11 protein-coding genes are annotated in these 19,654 nt (G+C 65.3%); 10 read left to right on the top strand and 1 reads right to left on the bottom strand.

Annotated elements, in window-relative coordinates:
• Nucleotides 1-130 precede the first annotated feature (130 nt).
• Both BUB09_RS09340 and BUB09_RS09335 read left to right on the top strand, forming a co-directional pair.
• Nucleotides 131-1,654: an amidase gene (locus BUB09_RS09340; protein ID WP_072896952.1), complete on the top strand. Its 1,524-nt coding sequence runs from the start codon at nucleotides 131-133 to the stop codon at nucleotides 1,652-1,654.
• Nucleotides 1,655-1,695: 41 nt separating this feature from the next.
• A complete protein-coding gene (locus BUB09_RS09335) occupies nucleotides 1,696-3,261 on the top strand; it encodes an amidase (protein WP_072896950.1) in 1,566 nt (521 codons plus the stop codon).
• A gap of 171 nt (nucleotides 3,262-3,432) precedes the next feature.
• On the opposite strand, the gene BUB09_RS09330 is transcribed toward BUB09_RS09335, so the two are convergent.
• Entirely contained in the window at nucleotides 3,433-5,124 is a 1,692-nt protein-coding gene (locus BUB09_RS09330; RefSeq protein WP_072896948.1) for an amidase family protein, read from the bottom strand.
• Between the two features lie 113 nt (nucleotides 5,125-5,237).
• On the opposite strand from BUB09_RS09330, the gene BUB09_RS09325 reads away from it, so the two are divergent.
• From BUB09_RS09325 to BUB09_RS09285, 8 genes are all read left to right on the top strand, one after another.
• Nucleotides 5,238-7,334, top strand: a complete 2,097-nt coding sequence (locus BUB09_RS09325) for an amidase family protein (protein WP_139250221.1) — start codon at nucleotides 5,238-5,240, stop codon at nucleotides 7,332-7,334.
• A 47-nt stretch (nucleotides 7,335-7,381) separates the two neighbouring features.
• Nucleotides 7,382-9,112 (top strand): asparaginase domain-containing protein, encoded by a 1,731-nt coding sequence (locus BUB09_RS09315; RefSeq protein ID WP_175550159.1) that lies wholly within the window; start codon nucleotides 7,382-7,384, stop codon nucleotides 9,110-9,112.
• Between the two features lie 9 nt (nucleotides 9,113-9,121).
• A complete protein-coding gene (locus tag BUB09_RS09310) occupies nucleotides 9,122-10,312 on the top strand; it encodes an efflux RND transporter periplasmic adaptor subunit (RefSeq protein ID WP_072896947.1) in 1,191 nt (396 codons plus the stop codon).
• Nucleotides 10,313-10,317: 5 nt separating this feature from the next.
• Entirely contained in the window at nucleotides 10,318-13,431 is a 3,114-nt protein-coding gene (locus BUB09_RS09305) for an efflux RND transporter permease subunit (RefSeq protein WP_084083346.1), read from the top strand.
• Nucleotides 13,431-14,315 carry a cupin domain-containing protein gene (locus tag BUB09_RS09300; RefSeq protein WP_072896934.1) on the top strand — a complete coding sequence of 295 codons (885 nt, stop codon included), beginning with the start codon at nucleotides 13,431-13,433 and terminating at the stop codon, nucleotides 14,313-14,315. The genes BUB09_RS09305 and BUB09_RS09300 overlap by 1 nt, the downstream gene beginning before the upstream one ends.
• Before the next feature lie 518 nt (nucleotides 14,316-14,833).
• Nucleotides 14,834-15,379 (top strand): RNA polymerase sigma factor, encoded by a 546-nt coding sequence (locus tag BUB09_RS09295; RefSeq protein ID WP_175550158.1) that lies wholly within the window; start codon nucleotides 14,834-14,836, stop codon nucleotides 15,377-15,379.
• Nucleotides 15,380-15,396: 17 nt separating this feature from the next.
• A complete protein-coding gene (locus BUB09_RS09290; protein WP_072896932.1) occupies nucleotides 15,397-16,440 on the top strand; it encodes a FecR family protein in 1,044 nt (347 codons plus the stop codon).
• Nucleotides 16,441-16,622: 182 nt separating this feature from the next.
• Nucleotides 16,623-19,580: a TonB-dependent receptor gene (locus BUB09_RS09285; protein WP_072896930.1), complete on the top strand. Its 2,958-nt coding sequence runs from the start codon at nucleotides 16,623-16,625 to the stop codon at nucleotides 19,578-19,580.
• The last annotated feature ends 74 nt before the right edge of the window (nucleotides 19,581-19,654 follow it).

Raw genomic sequence — 19,654 nt, 5'->3', positions numbered from 1 at the left:
GCTTCGCTGCACGCCGATCCCGAAAGGCGACGCGATCAAAATCAGCAGCGCTGCGGTGGGGTGGCTGCAATGGCGGGCGTCTGAATCGGTAGCGCCATTTCGATTCCATCCGCTACCACCGGGTACGTCCATGAAGCCTGAGCTTGATTCGCCGTTGACGCTGTCGCGTCGCCGCTTTCTCCACACATCGGTCGCGGCCGGTGCCGCGCTGTCGACGCTGGGCTTGAAGCCCGCGTATGCCGCGCTGGCTGAAGGCGACGTGTTGTCGCTGTCGGCCACCCAAGTCGCGCGGATGCTGCGCGAACGCAAGATCAGCGCCGTGGAGCTGGTCAAGCGCTGCTATGCGCGTATCGATGAAGTCAATCCGGTGCTCAACGCCGTGGTGTTCACCTGCCGCGAACGCGCGCTGGCCGAAGCCGAGCAGGCCGACATTGCGATCGCCGCCGGCAAGTCACTGGGCCCGCTGCACGGCGTCCCGTTCACGATCAAGGATTCGTTCGACACCGCAGGCGTGGTGTCGACCGGCGGCACGCTGGGCCGCAAACAGTTCGTGCCCGGCAAGGACGCCACCGTCGTGGCGCGGCTGCGCGCTGCCGGCGGCATTCTGCTCGGCAAGACCAACACGCCGGAGTTCACGCTCGGTGGCGGTGCGCGCGGCACCTACAACCTGGTCTACGGCCAGACCTACAACCCTTATGGCAAGGGCTACAACCCGGCCGGCTCATCCGGCGGTGCGGGCGCGATCGTGGCCGCGTGCGGTGCGTACTTCGACATCGGCTCGGACTACGGCGGCAGCATTCGCGGGCCGTCGAACGTCAACGGCATCGCCGGCATCAAGCCGACCTACGGCCGCGTACCGCGCACCGGTCACATCGTCGGCTACGGCGGTGCCTACGACACGTTCCAGGAAACCGGACCGATGACGCGCTACGTCGAAGATCTGGCGCTGTTGATGCCGATCCTGTCCGGCCCCGATAACTGGGACGCGGCGATGGCGCCGGTGCCGCTGGGCGAGCCGTCCGCAGTCAATCTCAAGTCGTTGCGCGTGGCCTGGTATGCCAGCGACGGCATCACGCCGCCGACCGCCGAAGTGCAGGCGATGGTCAAGCAGTGCGTGGCCTACTTCGACAAGCTCGGCTGCAAGACCACGCTCGACATGCCGCCGAAGATCAAGGAGCTGGCCGATGCGCGCCGCAAGTTCAGCGGCGCCAGCGGCGGCGACAACATGCGCCGGCTGCTGAAAAAACACGGTAGCACGCAGGCCTCGCCCGGCTTGCGCCTCGGCGGCGACGAGATTCCGAGCAGCGAGTTCACGGCCGCCTGCGAGCAGATGGATGCGATCAAGAGCGAGCAGCTGGCGTGGTTCGAGCAGTACGACCTGATCATCTGCCCGAGCAGTGCGCAGCCGCCGCGCGCGGTGCCGCCCGAGTTCACGCGCGCACCCGACGCACCCGGTGGTGGTGGCGGCTACAACAGCCAGTACAACACCACCGGCTGGCCGGCCGGTGTGGTCCGTGCCAACACCTCGACCGAAGAGCCGGGTCTGCCGCTGGGCATCCAGGTCGTCGCCCAACCGTGGCGCGACGATGTCGTCATCGCCGCGCTGGCCCACATCGAAAAGCAGACCGGCGGCTGGAAGAAGCCCGCGATCTGACATTGCGCCGTAGCGCTGCCACTCTCCAGGAACGAAATCCGATGAACGATACGACTCCGCATCACCTGATTCCCGAAGGCTTCAGCCGGCGCGAACTGTTCGGCATGCGCCACATCACCAGCGCCGTGGCCGCCGTCGCCGCCACCGCGCTGCCGACAATCGCATCCAGTGACACCAGTGACGAGCTGATCTACATGTCGGCGACCAAGCTCGCCGGCTTGATCCGCGCGCGCAAGGTATCGGCGCTGGAAGCGGTCAATGCCTACATCGAACGCCAAATCGCGGTCGACGATCTGCTCAATGCGGTGGTAATGAACTGCTATGCGCGGGCCCGCAGCGAAGCGCGCGCACTCGACGCCGCAGCGGCGCGCGGCGACTGGAAAGGCCCATTGCACGGCGTGCCGATGACACTGAAGGATTCGATCGACACCGAAGGCGTGATCACGACCGGCGCCACTTACGGACGTCAGCAGTACCTGCCGCCGAAGGACGCAACCGTCACCGCACGCTTGCGCAAGGCCGGCGCGATTCTGCTGGGCAAGACCAATACACCGGAGTTCACGCTCGGCGGCTTGGCCGGCATCAGCACGGCCAGCAATCTGTTGTACGGCTCATCACATAATCCGTATGACCTGACGCGTTCGACGTCGGGCTCGTCCGGTGGTGCCGGCGCGATCGTCGCCGCTGGCGGCGCCGCGTTCGACATCGGCTCCGACTGGGGCGGTTCGATCCGGGGGCCGGCGCACAACAACGGCATCGCCGGCATCAAGCCGACCAGTGTGCGCGTGCCGCGCACCGGCCACATCGTCGACTACGGCGGCATCTTCGACTTGTGGCAGCAGCTCGGGCCGATGACGCGCCGCGTCGAAGATCTGGCGCTGATCACGCCGATCATCAGCGGCCCCGATTTCCGCGACGCCTCGTGCGCGCCGGTGCCGTGGGCCGATCCCGCCAAAGTGAACTTGAAGAAGCTCAAGGTCGCCTTCTGCGTCGACAACGGCGGCGTCGGCCGCCAGGCCACCGACGACGACACCAAGGCGACCGTGCGCAAGGCCGCCAAGTGGCTCGAAGCGGCCACGCTGAGCGTTGTCGAAGACGTGCCGTCCGCCATTCTCGACGACCTGCGCGAAGCGCGCAGTACGCTGACCAGTGGCGACGGCTGGGCGTTCTACAAGCGTCTCGCTGCCAAGTGGAATACGGTCAACTTCTCTCCGGCGCGCAAGGAAGCCATGGCCAACGTCAAGCCGATCAGCAGCGCGGCGATGGTTGAAGCCTGGGAAAAGCATGACGATGCCAAGTCGCGGATGCTCGACTGGATGAAGCAGTACGACGTGTTCATCTGCCCGACCGCGGGCAAGCCGGCGCAGCTGATCGACGCCGACAACCCGGCCGGCGGTGGTGGCGCGCCCGGCGGCGGCTGGCCGTATACCGGTGCATTCAATTCCACCGGCTGGCCCTCGGTCGTCGTGCGCTGCGGCTCCAGCGCCGACGGCAAGCTGCCGATCGGCTTGCAGGTGGTGGCCGCACCGTGGCGCGAAGATCTGTGCATCGCGGTGGCCTCGTATCTGGAAGCGCAGAGCGGCGGCTGGAAGAAGCCACCGCTGTAAGTGACGTACGCGGTCGCTGCGCGTCGGCATCACGCGCGGCGGCCGCTGTCACTGCGCCGCTAGCGAGCGGCATCGGCGCGGTGACCACGATGACAGCCAGCGCAAACGAACAAGCCCCGGATCACCGCAGCGCGCAGTGATCCGGGGCTTTTTTGCGAGCGTGTCGAGGTGTCAGCGCGGCCGGGTCTTGTAGTCGATCGTCTCGCCCTTCAGCGGCGGCAGCAGCGGCGACGGCTTGCGTGCATGGCTGGCTTGCTCATAGGCGTAGGCGATGCCCATCAGCTTGGGTTCGTCGTAAGGCCGCGCCATGAAGCCGATGTCCATCGGCAGGCCTTGCGACCCGAAGCCCATCGGCACGACCGCCGACGGAAAGCCGACCGAACTGTAGCCGGCCAGCGTCGCGGGTTGCGGACGCTTGGACTCGACGTAGGTCTTGTCGTCGATGCTGTAGGCCGGGTTCTTGATCGGCGGCGCGAACGCGCTGAAGTATGGGAACACCAGCGCATCGACGCCGTAGCGGTCGAACAGCGCGAGCTTGTCGCGCGTGGCCTCGGGCAAGGTCTTGGTGATGAACGCCTGATACTCGGGTGCATCAGTGGACGTCGTCAGCGAGGTCTTCAGCAAGCGCAGCACGCTGTCCTCGACCGGCAGCGGCGACGGCATCACCGTGGTGTCGTAGATCGTTAGCATTTCGGTGACGGTCTTGGGCAGGTTCGGGTCCTTGAACGTCGCCAGGTAGCGTTCCCAGTCGGCCTTGAAGCGGTGGTCGCTCAAGCGGCGGATGTCGCGGTTGCCGTCACCCAGGTAGCGCTGCACGAACGCCGGGTCGAGCTGGATGTCGACCGTCGTCGCCCCTTGCGCGCGCATCGCGGCCAGCGCTTGTTCGGCGAGGGCGTCGATCTCCGGATCACCGCCGAAAAAGTCGCGGACCACGCCCAGCTTCTTGCCCTTGAGCGCGCCGGCATCCAGGTACGCCGTGAAATCCAGATGGCCTTGGGTGACCGGATGGCGCTTGGCAATTTCGTCCCAGACCTGCACGTTGGTCGGGTCGGCGCTGTCGCGCGCGGCAATCACACTGAGCATCGCCGCCACGTCAGTGACGGTGCGCGCCATCGGTCCGGCGCTGTCGAAGTTCAGATTCTTCGGCGCGATGCCGTCGCGTGAGATCAGCCCGGTGGTCGGGCGAAAGCCGACGATGCCGCTGTAGGCCGCAGGGCCACGCACCGAGGTGCTGGTGTCGGTACCGACGGCCAGCATCGCGAAGTTGGCCGCGATCGCCGCGCCCGATCCGCTGCTCGACCCGCCCGTGTGGCGCTTGAAGTGATAGGGATTGATCGACTGTCCGCCGACCGAGTTGTAGCTGCCACCGGCAAACTCGCCCATCGCTGCCTTGCCGAGAATCACCGCGCCTGCGGCGCGCAGCTCGCGCGTGATCGCCGCATCATCGGGCGGCACCGCTGCTTTGAGCACGGCCGAGCCGTTGCTGGTCGGCAGATCGGCCGTATCGATGTTGTCTTTCAGCAGCACCGGCACGCCGTGCAAGGGCCCGCGCGGGCCCTTGGCCTTGCGCTCGCGGTCGAGCGCGCGCGCTTGTTCGCGGGCCTTCGGGTTCAGCGTCAGGATCGCATTGAGCTTGGGTCCGCCGTCCTCATAGGCTTTGATCCGCTGCAGGTACAGCGTAACCAGTTGTTCGGACGTCAGTGCCTCGGCGGCGAACGCCGCTTGAATATCGGCGATCGTCGCTTCTTCGAGCACGAAGCGCGCTTCGGCAGCCTGCGCGGCGCGCGATGCAGGGGAAGACAGCGTCAGCGCAACCGCCAGCGCCAGTGAGGTCATTGCGCTGGGAAACGTGTGAGCGTGCATGCGTATTGATCGGTGGGGATGTGCTGATTCAGACGCTGAGCGCGACCGATACCCCACAGTCACAGGTGGGGGGTCGGGCGCGTCGCGCCGTCTGATTGCAAAGACGCCCCACGATGCCCGCCATGCACGCCACTCGATTGCACGATCGCCCGACATCGCATTTGCGTCGCCATCGGCCGTCGACGCAGCGGATCGTGCGGGTCACCGCGACCGCGATGCTGGGCAGCGCGCTGGCCGCACTGACGCCGGGCTTGTCGCAGGCAGCGAGCTACCCGGTCGAAGAAGCCACGATCGATTCGGTGATGGCCGCATATCGCGCCGGCACGACGACCGCGGTCGAGGTCACGCAGGCGCATCTGGCACGCATTGCCGCCTATGACCAGCAAGGCCCGCTGATCAACTCGTTGATCACGGTCAACCCCAACGCAGTGCAGGACGCCGCCGCACTCGACGCGCAGCTGAAGCAGACCGGCAAGCCGGTCGGCGTGTTGCACGGCATCCCGGTCATCATCAAAGACAATCTCGACGCCGTCGGCATGCCGATGACGTCCGGCTTCCAGGGCTGGAAGCACTACCTGCCGCCATCGGATGCCACGCTGGTCAAGAAGATCCGCGACGCCGGTGGCATCATCATCGCCAAGGCCTCGTTGTCGGAGTTCGCCCGCGGCGGCGGCGACAACATCAACTCGGTCGTCTCCGGCTTTGCGCGCAATCCGTACAACACCGCGTTCGCAACCGGTGGCTCGTCCGGTGGCACCGGTGCGAGCCTGGCCGCGAGCTTCGGCATCGTCGGCATCGGCACCGATACCGGCGGCAGCGTGCGCATGCCGGCCGCGCACAACGCGCTGGCCGGTCTGCGCCCGACGGTTGGCCTGGTGTCGCGCAGCGGCTTGGTGCCGCTCAACAGCGTCCGCGACACCGCCGGGCCGATGGCACGCAGCGTCGCCGACATGGCCACGCTGCTCGACGTGATCGCGGGCTTCGACCCGCAAGACGAAGCCACGACCCGCGCCAAAGGCCATATTGCTCGCAGCTACCGCGCGCAGCTGGCGCCCGATGCGCTCAAAGGCGCGCGGCTGGGCGTGCTGTCGCAGATCTTCACGGCCAAGACGGCCGATCCGCGCGTGATCGCGCACTTCCAGCAGACGATCACCGAACTGCGCGCCGCGGGTGCGACCGTGATCGAGGATTTCGCGATCCCCGAACTCGATCGCATCCCTCGCCCGCCGCAGACCGCTGCGCGTTTCAAGGACGACCTGACGCGCTTCATCGCGCGCCATCCAGGCATCCCGTTTCCGTCGGTCCAAGCGATCGCGGATTCCAAGCTGCTGCACCCGCTACATCAAGCCGGCTTCGACGCGGCCGCCGCCGCGCGGCCGGTCGCCGAGGACCCGGAGACGATCGAAGGTGCCGCCAACGAGCAGCGCTACCGCGAGGCCTTCACCAAGGCGATGGACGCAGCGGGTATCGACGCCGTGGTGTTTCCGACCTGGGCGCAGTTGCCGGCGATCAATGGCGACCGCAATACCCAGCTGACGGCGACGCCGCGCCCGGCGCCCGATGCCGGCCCGACCGCGCTCGGCAGCAGCCTGACCTTCGTCGGCAGTTCGCTACAGTGGCCAGCGCTGTCGGTACCGAGCGGCTACTTGGGCGAGGGCTTGCCGGTGGGCTTGCAGATACTCGGCCGCGCCTGGGACGAAGCGCGGATCATCCGCTACGCCTATGCCTACGAACAGTCCACGCACTATCGACATGCGCCGGCCAGCGTGCCGCCGCTGGCAGATTCCTTGGCGAGCCGTTTCGTCGGCAGCTGGACGCTGATCGGTCTGGATGAGCGCAGCCAGGACGGCCGCATCCGGCCGTCACCACGCTGGCCATCGACCGGGCAGCTGATCTACGGCGCCGACGGCCGGCTGTCGGTGCAGATCATCAAATCGGCGCGTCCGACGCCAGCCTCCGACAGCCTGGCCCGCGCCAGCGGCAGCGAGCTGCAAGGCGTCGTCGACGGCGTCAGCTCGTACTTCGGCACGTGGATGCTGCTGCCGGCCGAGCGCTGCGTGGTGCACGCGCAGCAAGGCAACTTCAATCCGCGCCAAGTCGGTCAGCACGCCAAGCGCTACTACTCGTTCGACGAGGCCGGACAGCTGTCGCTGGAAACACCGCCCAAGGCCGACGGCAGCACATCGATCATTCGCTGGAAGCGCATCTGATGACGCGGCGCACCGGCATCACCATCACGTCCACAGGACAACCGCTGATGAAACCCCTCGTTGTGCTCGCAACGGCCACCATGCTGGCCTCGTTCACGCTGACCGCGATCGCCGCCGAAGCCAAGCCCAAGATCGCCGTGTTCTCCGGCCCGACGGCGACGATCCAGAACAACGAGCCCTTCGTCACCAGCATCAAGGCGCGTCAGCAGCGCGGCTTGCCGCCGCTGATCGACAGCCATGGCCACACGGCATCGGTCGACGTGCTGCGTCCGCAACGACTGGCCGCGCCGGTGACGGTCTACGTCGAGCAGTTTTCGGCTCATCCGCTGGAGCGCGACGTCGCCGAACTGTACGGCCCGCCCGATGGCTACATCGATACCAGCGGCGTGTTTCACAAGGATCGCCAGTCGGCATCCGACAAGCCGGTCTACGCGGTCACGCTGAAACCCGAAGACGGCTTGTATCCACTGCCGTACATGGCGGTACAGGCCGATGGCTCGCCTTGGGATTCGAACGCGACCCGCGCCGGCGCGCCATTTGAAAAGTCGCGCCAGACCTTCTACCCCGATGCATCGCGGATCTTCGAAGAGATCGAACGCGAAGGCGCGAATCTGCAGGCGCTGGCGAGCTTCGACTTCTATCGCGCCGCGCCCAGCGGCGGCTACACCAAAGGGCTCAAGGCCAGCGAGCGCACCGACATCGGCAGCGGCGACATCGCGCCGGAAAAGCCCGGCGTGGATTTCTTCCAGTACGGCGCCTACGGCACGACGCCGACGCGCGCCGCGCTGGCGCGGGCCACCAACAAAGTGCAAGCCGCGATGGCCAGCGGACGCTATCAGGGCGGCATTTGGTTTGAAGGCTCACCGAATATCGAGGACTCCGCGTACTGGATGCATTTGCTGATCGATACGACCCAGCCGCTGGTATTCAACGCGGCGCAGCGCACGCGCGGCAAGATCTCGCCCGACGGCGACGCCAACATCATCAACTCGGTCGAATACATCACCAGCACCGTCTGGAAGGACGCGCAGGGACGCAATCAGCTCGGCGCGATCGCGATCCAGGACGACGTGCTGTACACCGCCCGCGAAATCACCAAGGGCGACGCACGCCCTGGCGGCTACATCCCCACCGGCGGCTTTGGCGGCTACCTCGGCGATACCGATCCGCTGACGGTGGCCTATGTGCCCAACCGCAAGCACACCTGGACCAGCGACGTGCGCTACACGCAGCTGCCGGCCAGCGTCAGCGGCGTGCACCGCGATGGCAACGGTCGCATCAAGTCGGTCAGCGTGCCGATCAAGAACGCCAAGGGCGAGCTGCTGGAAACCGCGATCCCGAACGTGGTGCTGGTAAAGGGCGCGCGATGGTCGACGCTCGACGCCGCGCGCAGTGCCGACATCGCCGTCGACGTGCTGGCACAGCTCGACCGCGCGCTCGATGAGGAACCGCTGAGCGGCATCGTCGCCGAAGGCAACCAGGGCGGCAGCTTCGTGCCTGGCTACGACACCGCGTTCAATCTGGCAGCAGCCAGCGGTGTGCCGGTGGTCAAGGTGTCGCGTTCGCCGACGGTCGGCTATCTCGCGGTCAACCCGAACAACCTGTACGTCGAAGGCAGCAATCTGAGCCCGACCAAGGCGCGGCTGCTGCTGCTGGCCTGCCTGCTGCGCTACGGCGCCCCGCCACCGGCCGCCAACCCGGCCACGCCGACCGAGGCAGAGCTGAAGGCCATCAAGGCCAAGCTCGCCGAATACCAGGCCGCATTCGACAGCCACTGACGCCGATCGATGAAATCCGCCGTGAAAACCGCGTTATGGCTAGCCGGCAGCATCACCGTGGCCGGCGCCGTCATTGTTCCGAAGCTGCTTGCGACCCAGCACGAAGCCAAGCCAACCGGCGGCGCGTCAACGACGGCCGTCATCGGCGTCAAAGGCGACGCAAAGCCGCGCCCTAGCAGCGGTGAGGGCCGCAGCGCGACCGCCGTGCCGCTGAAAGTCAGCACCATGCGCGTCGTCGCCGCGCCACTGGTGGAAACGATCAGCGCGACCGGCACCCTGATCGCGACCGAAGGCGTCGAACTGCAGGCCGAGACCAATGGTCGCGTGACCGCGATCCACTTCCGCGAAGGTGCGCGCGTCCGCAAGGGTGAGCTGCTGGTCAAACTCAACGACGCCGAGCTGCAAGCGACGCTGGTGCGCTCGCGCTATCAATTGGCATTGGCCGAAACCCGCGAAAAGCGCCTCGCACCGCTGATACAGCAAGGGCTGGTGCGGCAGGAAGACTACGACATCGCGCTGTCGGAGCTGAACGTGCAGCGCGCGCAGATCGAACTGACGCAAGCCCAGATCGCCGGCACCGAAATCCGCGCTCCATTCGACGGGGTGGTCGGCCTGCGCTACGTCAGCGAAGGCTCGTTCGTCAGCGTCAATACGCGCGTGGCGACGCTACAGCAGCTCGACCAGCTGAAGATCGATTTTGCGGTGCCGGAAAAATACGCGCAGCGCATCCGGGTCGGTGGACCGTTGCGCTTCAGCGTCGATGGCGCCACCGCGCCGTTCAGCGGACGCATCTACGCCTATGACCCGCGCATCGATGCCGGGACGCGGTCGCTGCAGATCCGCGCGATCACCGATAACCGCGATGGTCGACTGCTACCGGGTACGTTCGCGAGCATCGAGTTGGTGCTCGACCAGGTCGACGATGCGCTGGTGGTACCGGCAGTTGCCGTGATTCCCGGCCTGAACGAGAAGACCGTGTTCGTCGTCGGCGCCGATCACAAGGCCGAACGTCGCGCCGTCGAAACCGGTACGCGCTCGTCGACGACGGTGCAGATCTTGTCCGGGCTCAAGCCGGGCGAGCTGCTGATCACCTCGGGCCTGCAGAATCTACGTCCTGGACAAGCCGTGCTGACCGATGATGATGCAGGCACACCGCGCGCCGCGGCGATCGCCAACGTCAGCGGAGTGGGCACGCGATGAGCCGCATGAGTCTGGCCGAGATCAGCATCCGCCGACCGGTACTGACGATCGTGCTGTCGGTGCTGATCGTGCTCGCGGGTCTGCTGAGCGTGAAGCAGCTGGGCGTGCGCGAGTATCCGGCCGTCGATCCGCCGTCGATCTCGATCACGACCAGCTATCCCGGCGCATCGGCCGATGTGGTGCAGGCGCAGATCACCGAGCCGATCGAAGAAGCGGTCAACACGGTCGCCGGCATCGTCGCCCTGACGTCGACCAGCCGCGAAGGCGCCAGCCAGATCAACGCCGAGTTTTCGCTGGATACCGACCTGGAAACCGCAGCCAGCGACGTGCGCGACCAGCTGTCGCGTGCGGCGCGCTTCCTGCCACCGGACGTCAACCCGCCGATTCTGAACAAAGCCGACGCCGACTCGTCACCGATCTTCGGCCTGGCCTTGTCGAGCGACACGCGCACCCAACTCGAACTCGGCGCCTACGCCAACCTGCTCAAAGAGAGGCTGCAAACGGTGCCCGGCATCGCCAACGTCGACCAGCCGGCCGAGAAGCGTTACGCGATGCGGCTGTGGATGGACCCGGAAAAGCTGCTCGGCTACGGACTTTCGCCGCTGGACGTGCGCAACGCGCTGGCGCGCGAAAACATCGAACTGCCGTCGGGACGCATCGAAGGCGAGAGCATCGAACTGCCGGTCAAGACCTTGTCGCGGCTGAATACGACGGCCGAGTTCGACAACATCGTCGTCAAACGCAGCGGTGATCGTATCGTGCGCTTCCGCGATATCGGATATGCCGAACTCGGCGCGCAGAACGAACGCGGCGCGCTGAAGATGGGCGACAAGCCAATCGCCGGGCTGTACTTCAAGCAGCAGCCGGGTGCCAACCAGATTCAGATCGTCGACGGCCTGCGCGCGCGTCTTAAGCAGATCGAGAAGGATATTCCCGCCGATATCCGCATCGCCGTGGCCTACGACAACACCGAGTACGTACGCCGCTCGCTGCTCGAAGTCACCGAAACAATCGTGATCGCGTTCGTGCTGGTATTGTTGGTCGTATTCGCATTCTTCCGCGAGTGGCGCACCACGCTGATTCCGGTACTGGCGATTCCGGTGTCGATCATCGGCGCGTTCGCGGTGATGGCGGCCGCCGGCTTTTCGATCAACGTGTTGACCTTGCTCGGCATCGTGCTGGCGATCGGCCTGGTCGTCGACGATGCCATCGTTGTGCTCGAAAACATCTACGCCAAGATCGAGCAAGGCATGACGCCGCTGGATGCGGGCATCAAGGGCACGCAGGAAATCTTCATGGCCGTCGTTTCGACGACGATCACGCTGGCGGTCGTGTTCCTGCCGCTGCTGTTCATGGGCGGATTGTCCGGGCGCCTGTTCCGCGAGTTCGGCGTGACGATCGCCGGCGCCGTTCTGATATCGGCGCTGGTCGCGCTGACGCTGACGCCGATGCTCAGTTCGCGGCTGCTGAAAGCGCATCAAGGACACGGCTGGCTGTTCACGCGGACCGAGCCGCTGTTCGTCGGCATGGAATCCGGCTACGACCGCATGCTCGCCGGCTTTCTGCGGCGACGCTGGCTGGCGCCGCTGATCCTGCTGATCGCGGGCGTCGTGATCGGCGTGCTGTTCGCCGCGCTGCCACGCGAACTGGCACCGATGGAGGATCGCGGCCGCATTTGGGTGCGCGCGACCGGCTCCGAGGGCGTCAGCTACGAGTACATGCAGGCGTTCATGGACGATGTCACCTCGGCCACCGCGCAGCTGGTACCCGAGTCCGACGTGATGATGACCCAGGTGCCCGGCGTTGGCGGTGGCCCCGGCGTCCAGGGCGCGGTCAACAGCGGCTTCATCCGGGTGTTCTTGAACGACAAGAGCGACCGTCAGCGCAGCCAGGCCGACATCGCCGATGCGCTGCGCGTGCTGCAGCGCCGCTACACCGGCGCCCGCGTCAACATCACCCAGGAAGCCACGATCGGCGAGCGTCGCTCCAACGAAACCGGCGTTCGCTTCGTGCTGCAGGCGCCGACCTTGGCCGATCTGCAGGACAAGCTGCCGGCTTTCCTCGAAGAAGCGCGCAAGGACCCGGCTTTCAGCTTCGTCGACAGCGACCTGAAGTTCAGCAAACCCGAAGTCCGTGTCGAAATCGATCGGGACAAAGCCCAAACACTGGGTGTGTCAGCACTGGATATTGCACAAACCTTGCAGGCATCACTCAGTGGCCAGCGCTACGGCTACTTCATTCTCGACGGCAAGCAATACGACGTGATCGGACAGCTCACCCGCGACTACCGCTCCAGCCCGGCCGACCTCGGCAATGTCGCGGTTCCGGCCAGCGGTAGCGCCACGGGTATGGTGCGGCTCGACAATCTGGTGCGGCTCAGCGAAAGCAGTGCACCGCCGGAGCTGTATCGCTACAACCGCTTCAACGCGGCCACGGTCTCCGGCACGCTGGCACCGGGGCATACCTTGAATGACGGCATCAAGGCGTTCCGCCGCATCGCCGACGCCACGCTGGATACGCGCTTCACCACGTCACTGACCGGCGCCGCGCGCGACTTCGTCGAAAGCAGCTCGTCGCTGGGCTACGTCTTTGCACTGGCACTGCTGTTGATCTACTTGGTTCTGGCCGCGCAGTTCGAAAGCTTCGTGGACCCGTTTGTGATCCTGCTGACGGTGCCATTGGCACTGGCCGGCGCGCTGTTCGCACTGTGGTACACCGGGCAGACCTTGAACATTTTTTCGCAGATCGGCCTGATCATGCTGATCGGCCTGGTCACGAAGAACGGCATCCTGATCGTCGAATTCGCCAACCAGCGTCGCGGCGATGGCCGGACCCCGCTGGCCGCAGTACGTGAAGCCGCAGCGGCACGCTTGCGGCCGATCCTGATGACGACGATGGCGACGATACTCGGCATCGTCCCGATCGCACTGGCGCTCGGCGCCGGCTCCGAGAGCCGGATGTCGATGGGCATTGCCGTGATCGGCGGCTTGATCGGCGGCGGCGCGCTGACGCTGCTGGTCATACCTGCCATGTACGTGCTGCTGAGCCGGCTCAAGGCGACCGCTGCCCCGGTGCCGAATGCCATGGTTCCGGCGGCCGAGGTTCCAAAACCGATCTGATGCTCGACTTCGGCGTCAATCCGGTCGACTTCCGCTGCCACTATCAGCAGCGCGCGCCGTACCGGATGCAAGCTGCGCTAACGCCGTCTCAACGTCCAAGCTGGTCGCTGCTCGACCAGTTGCTCGACCGCATCGAGCCCGGCGATCAACGCCTGCAGCTGTACCGAAACGGACCCGTAGCGCCAGCGCAATACCTCGGCTACCGCGTCCATGACGGTCAGGCCCGACACCGTCTGATCCCCTCTCGAATCTACGATCTGCTGCGGGGCGGCGCATCACTGGTGATCAACCGCGTCGAACACGATGACCGGATGTTGATGCAGCTGTGTGCCTCGGTTTCAAAGTTCTGCGACGTTCCCACCAGCGCCAATGCCTATGCCAGCTTCGGCGGTGACGGAACGTTCGGCATGCATTGGGATACGCATGATGTATTCGCCGTACAGTTAATCGGTCGCAAGCGGTGGCGACTGTGGGCACCGACGTTTCCACTTCCGCTGAGCCACCAGCCGAGTCGCGATCATCTCGCCCCGCGCGACACCGATCCGATGGTGGACGTGACGCTGAAAGCCGGCGACCTGCTGTATATCCCGCGCGGATGGTGGCACGACGTACGGCCATTGGATGTCGGCAGCCTGCATTGCTCGGTCGGTACCTATGGGCCGACCGTATATGACTACCTGCAATGGTGCTTACGCCAGGCCTTGTCCGAGCATCTCGATGCGCGTCAGGACCTGTCCGTCAGCAACGCCGACTCGTATGCGATCGACAGTGCCCTGCAGACCTTGATCGCATTCGCCGACTCCGCCGAAAAACGCACTGCATTCCAGCGCGCGCTGCGCGAACCCGCCACGCCCAACGCACCGATCAGCTCGGCGCCACGCTGACGGCTACGAGCCTCGCTGTTGCAAGCAATCGACGCTGGCTGCTGCGTCGCGGTGCAGCACGCTGCCTGGCGGACCAACACGGCGTGACCATGGTCGCAAATGGTTCACAAGCGCGTCACGTCGGCATTGATGACGACCTCGTCAGGCCGTTGGCGGTCGATCACGAGCCAAGCTTGGAACACCAAGCGGGCGAACCTCAGATCAGCGACCGCGACACACCACACGCAAGGCAGTGCCGGATGAGTCGGGTTGACGCGATTCCCGTGTCTTAACGGCCGGAACGTGGTCCGGTCAGCCGCATGATCGCGCTGGCCGACGTAGGGGGTCGGAGGCGATCGACGTCTTAAGGTTTAGACGTATTGCGATCGACGATGGCGCGATGGTCGGCTGGCGGTTTGTCAAGCTTTTCAAGTAACTTTTTTTACACCGCATGCCGACTGCGGCATAGAGATTGCTCCTCTGCCACTGCGACCTGTAACGGTGAGATGGTGCAGATGAGCGCTGGCCCCGATGACGTCATGGCAAGTAACGACATCGCCTTCGGTGTGCCGACACTGGGCCGCGAGCCGCTGTCTGTACAACGTGCGATCTGCCGCTACCACGACTCGCTGATCAGCTTCTTGCGCCAGCGGCTGCGCCGCCCCGACGACGCCGTCGACGTCGCACAGGAAGCGTACATCCGCATGCTGCAGTACGAAGGCTCGCGCGACATCCATTCGCCGTCGTCGATGCTGTTCCGCATCGCGATCAACGTCGCCAATGATCTGGAACGGTCGGAGCAAGTTCGCCATCTGTCCGATCAGTGCAGCGTCGACGACGTGGAACTGGTGTCGGGCGCACCGTCACCGGAACGTGAAGTGGCGGGCCAGCAGGATCTGGCCAAGCTTCACGAGGCCATCGTGCAGCTGCCGCCGAAGTGCCGGCAGGTCTTTTTGCTGAGCCGCGCACGCGGCATGACGTATCCGGAGATCGCCCGGCACTGCGGCATATCCGTCAAAATGGTGGAGAAGCACATCAGCCATGCGCTGGCCGTCTGCATGAAGAAGGTAGGGGACGGCCCGTGACCACCGTCTAAGGGTTCATGAAAAAAAATACGACTGTAGGAACGCCGGAGGAGGCCGCGTACTGGTGTGCGCGCCTGTGCGCGCCTGATTGCACCGATCGCGATCGTGCCGACTTCGAACGCTGGCTGCGTGCCGACCCATCGCATGCCGATGCGTTCGCTGCTGCCCAATTGTTGTCGGACGGTGTTGGCCTGCTGGCCGACGTCGACCCGCGCCTGCGCGCGCTCGCCGACGAGGCGTATGCGATCGGCGACTCCGACGTTCCGCTGACCCAGCGCCTGCGCCATCAGCATCGACGCTGGTCAATGCCGTTGGCACTGGCGGCGACGTTGGCCGTGGCGGTGGTCGGACTGAAGCTGGCATCCGAGCCGCGTCCGCTGACGCCCACCGAGCACTACAGTGCCTCGACGGCGCCTCGGCAACTGATGCTGGCCGACGGCTCGCGCGTGCTGCTCGACGTCGACTCGCAGATCCGCGTCGCGCTCGAAAGCAACGCCCGACGGGTTGAACTGATGCACGGCCGCGCGCTGTTTACCGTCGCCCACGACCGCAATCGGCCGTTTTCGGTCACCGCTGGCGATTCCAAAACCACCGCGCTGGGTACCGTTTTTCAAGTGCAGCGCGATGCCGACGCCGTCACCGTGACGCTGAGCGAAGGCTCGGTCGCCGTCACCTCGCTCGCCACCGATGCGATGCACAGCGAAAAGCTGGCGCCCGGCGAGCAGATCCGCATCGATGGCCCATCGAGATCCGCCGCCGCTTGGAACAAGAAAGCCGTCGACCCGGAGATCGCCACGAGCTGGACGCATGGGCGCCTGGTGTTCCGCAGCACGCCGCTGGCCGAGGCCATCGCCGAAATGAATCGTTACTCCGATCGCAAGCTGGCGCTGGCTGATAGCGACCTCGCCGATCTGACCGTCAGCGGCAACTTCATCCCAGGCGAGAACCTGATGATCGCCAGTGCGTTCACGTCGGTACTGCCGATCCGCACCGTCGAGGTCGGCAACGAAATCTTGTTGTTCCGTCGTCACGACGTCCAGGGATCGGGCAGCGGTCGCTAGCGTGTCGTAGCGCGCCGGCCTGTGCCGGCGACCGAGTCTGCTCCCGTCGCCTCGTCTTCTGCCAAAAGACGCGGCGAAGGTCGCGGTGGCGATGCCAAGGCGCAATGCGGATTCCGTCCAGAATGGCCTGTCCATACCAGGGCCGGCGACCCCGGCCCGTGCTGAGTGCTTTCGTTGCCACGATGACCGCCACCATGGCGATCGTCGCAACGGCCGCTGCGCAAGGTACGGCGACCACCGCAACGACGTTCCAGATCCCGAAGAGCCTGCTGGCCGACGCGCTGGATCGATTCAGCGAGCAAAGTGGCCTGCAGGTCGTCTACGACGATTCGCTACGGCCTTCGCTGATCGCGCCGGGGGCGCAGGGCACGATGCCGGCCGGCGAAGCGCTCGACCGGCTGCTGGCCGGCTCCGGCCTGCAATGGACGCTGATCAACAGCCAGACGATTGCGATCCGTCCAGCCGTATCACGCGCGCCGTTGCAGGTCCCGCACCAGGACGCGCCGAGCAGCAGCTTCGACTATGTGCCGCTGCCACGAACGGTCGACGGCAGCGTCGTCCTCAGCGAGTTGCATGTCGTCGAAGACCCCAACCGCGTGCTGCCGAGCGAAGTCAGCGGCAGCAGCTTTGGTTTTGCCAAGTCGCTGCTCGACACGCCGCGCTCGGTGTCGTTCATCAGTGAAGAGACGATCAACCGCTTCGGTATCGCTGCCGTCGAGGATCTGATGCGCGTCGTGCCAGGAACCTACACGCCGACGCGTTTCGGAATCCAAGGCGGCATCGACGTCCGCAGCGTGCCGGCCGACACGTTCTTCCGGGGTATGAAGCGATTCAACCTTCAGGGCCATGCGCCGACCGTGCTGTCGGCGATGGACTCGATCGAAGTCGTGCGCGGGCCGCCCTCGCCGATCTACGGCATGGGCAAGATCGGCGGCTATACGAATATGGTGCCTCGCTCGGGTCGCGCGGCCGACGGCAGCTATCTGGAGCAAAGCGTCGGCGATGTCCGCGCGGCGGTTGCCAGCTACGACCGCAGCGAGTTGAGCGTCAACCTGCGCGGACCGCTACAGGCTTTCGGACGGCATGGCGGCTACGACGCGTTTGTGATGAACATTGAGTCGGACAGTTATGCGCGCGGCGTGCCGGCCGACGCGAGGCTGGCGCAGGGCGCGGTCAGCCTGGAACGTATCGCCGGCGGATTCCGCCTGGAATCTGGCGTCAGCGTGCAGAGCTCGCGCAGTGCAGGCGCACTGCTTGGCCGCTTCACGCAAGACCTGGCCGACAACGGCCGCTATATCCGCGGAACGCCGCTGGTCAACCTGGACCTCAACGGCAACGGACGCATCGGCTATCGCGAGTACAACACCGCATCACCGGTGCGCGGCACGCTGAGCACCTACAACCAGCCTTTGGTCCAACGCTGGGACTGGCCGACCGACGCCGACGGTGTGCCGCTGCCGCTCGACCAGTTTCCGGTCGTACCCGGTATCCCGGAGTCGATGTACCAATACCTGAGCGAACATCCCGAGGCCGATCCCACCGGGCTGCTGCGAGCTCAGGGCGTCGGCGGACCGCGTCCGAACGGCAATGGCTATGTCCCGGTGGGCTTCGTTCTTGACCCGCGCACGGTCGGCTACGACCAGCTCGATCTGCGCCGCTTCACCGCGTTCGAGCGCGAACTGAAGGCCGAGATGCTGACGGCGTTCATCGACCTGATCGACGATCGCGATCCGGACTTCACGATCAAGAACCAGCTGTTCCTCGACACGATGGACCAGTACAAGATCAGCGAGCAGCCGTTCGGCACGGCCCAGCAGCCTCGCGTGATCGAAGACAAGTTCACGCTGACGCGCCGCTTGCGTGATCTCCCGTCATGGCTTCGGGTCAATACGCTGGCATCGGTCAATGCGCGATTCACGCTATCGCCGACGCAACAATGCTTCGGCGACTTCTCGACGCATCGCAGCGACGCGATGGCCAGTACGTGGACGACCAAGTCGGTCGGCATGACGCCGAACACGACCTTCGCGAATTGCCTGGAAAACTCCAACGTCGACGACGACGGCTTTCCGTTCACCAACGACGGTCAGACGCGCTACAGCGAACTCGGCGCCGGTGTGCTGTTCGATATCGAACTGTGGGAGAGAACCCAGTTGCTGGTCGGCGGCCGTCACGACGGCTCCGAGGCACGCAACGTCGAGTACGCGGGTACTTACAACTTCAATACCGGGACGGCGGCCAACCCGGGCGCGAAGGTCACGCAGACCACACGGGTTCGCGGCTGGGACACCGGGCCATCGTGGACGCTGAGCCTGTCGTATCAGCTGCCATGGAATCTACGGCCCTACATCACCGTCAGCGAAGCCAGCCTGACGCTCGACAACAACGCCAACCGGCTGACAGCGGCCGTGATCGAAGCCGGCCATATCGGGCAATCGCGGCTGACCGAAGTCGGAATCAAAGCCAGCTTGCTCGACCGGCGCTTGTTCTTCAGCAGTGCGCTGTATCAACAGCGGCGCATCAACGTCAGCGATCCGGATGATCCAACGATTACCGCCGAAGCGTCGTCGACGTTGACTGAGGGCTGGGAGACCGAAATCAAATGGGTGCCAATACGCGGCTTCTTCGCGTCGTTCTACGCCTTGACGCAAAAGACGCTGTACAGCCCCAACCGGGGCGGCTCGATTCTGATCGATGCACGCTCGCTAGGATTCCAGGATGTCGTCGACCCCGCGACCGGCGAGGTAATCTACCCAGCCGAAGCTTTCTTGTTCGGCGGTCGTGCCTTCGTGCAATTACCTGCGGGCGTCGACGCCTATCGCGAAAAGCAAGGCAACCCGAATACGCAGCTTGGCGCCACACTCAATGCGCAAACACGATCCGGTTTCGGCTTTACGCTGAGCGCGAACTACTTCTCATCGGTACCGGCAGGCCGCTTGCAACTGATTGAACTGCCGTCGGCCACCGTGTTGAACACGGGCGTGTTCTACGACGACAAGCGCTGGCATTTGCAGTTCGACGTCTTCAACGCCAATAACGAGCGCTACTTCCGTGCGCGCAATGGCGACACGCTCGCCGATCTGCCGGTGTCAGCAATGCCCGCACGCCGCTGGCAAGCCACGATCACACGTCGCTTCTAGCGGCACTCTACTGATCATGGTGGCTTGCGCGGCAACCCATGCAGCGCCAATGCCATGCCCGTGCCGTCGTCCGC

This window comes from Hydrocarboniphaga daqingensis (assembly GCF_900129825.1).
GTDB lineage: Bacteria > Pseudomonadota > Gammaproteobacteria > Nevskiales > Nevskiaceae > Hydrocarboniphaga > Hydrocarboniphaga daqingensis.
The sequence above is the reverse complement of the archived record's forward strand: the minus strand, read 5'-3'. Positions and strand labels throughout refer to the sequence as shown.

Bases quoted from the DNA above. Each gene is read 5' to 3' on its own strand.
- BUB09_RS09340 (WP_072896952.1), top strand. From the start codon at position 131: ATGAAGCCTGAGCTTGATTCGCCGTTGACGCTGTCGCGTCGCCGCTTT.
- BUB09_RS09335 (WP_072896950.1), top strand. From the start codon at position 1,696: ATGAACGATACGACTCCGCATCACCTGATTCCCGAAGGCTTCAGCCGG.
- BUB09_RS09330 (WP_072896948.1), bottom strand. From the start codon at position 5,124: ATGCACGCTCACACGTTTCCCAGCGCAATGACCTCACTGGCGCTGGCG.
- BUB09_RS09325 (WP_139250221.1), top strand. From the start codon at position 5,238: ATGCCCGCCATGCACGCCACTCGATTGCACGATCGCCCGACATCGCAT.
- BUB09_RS09315 (WP_175550159.1), top strand. From the start codon at position 7,382: ATGAAACCCCTCGTTGTGCTCGCAACGGCCACCATGCTGGCCTCGTTC.
- BUB09_RS09310 (WP_072896947.1), top strand. From the start codon at position 9,122: ATGAAATCCGCCGTGAAAACCGCGTTATGGCTAGCCGGCAGCATCACC.
- BUB09_RS09305 (WP_084083346.1), top strand. From the start codon at position 10,318: ATGAGTCTGGCCGAGATCAGCATCCGCCGACCGGTACTGACGATCGTG.
- BUB09_RS09300 (WP_072896934.1), top strand. From the start codon at position 13,431: ATGCTCGACTTCGGCGTCAATCCGGTCGACTTCCGCTGCCACTATCAG.
- BUB09_RS09295 (WP_175550158.1), top strand. From the start codon at position 14,834: ATGGCAAGTAACGACATCGCCTTCGGTGTGCCGACACTGGGCCGCGAG.
- BUB09_RS09290 (WP_072896932.1), top strand. From the start codon at position 15,397: ATGAAAAAAAATACGACTGTAGGAACGCCGGAGGAGGCCGCGTACTGG.
- BUB09_RS09285 (WP_072896930.1), top strand. From the start codon at position 16,623: ATGACCGCCACCATGGCGATCGTCGCAACGGCCGCTGCGCAAGGTACG.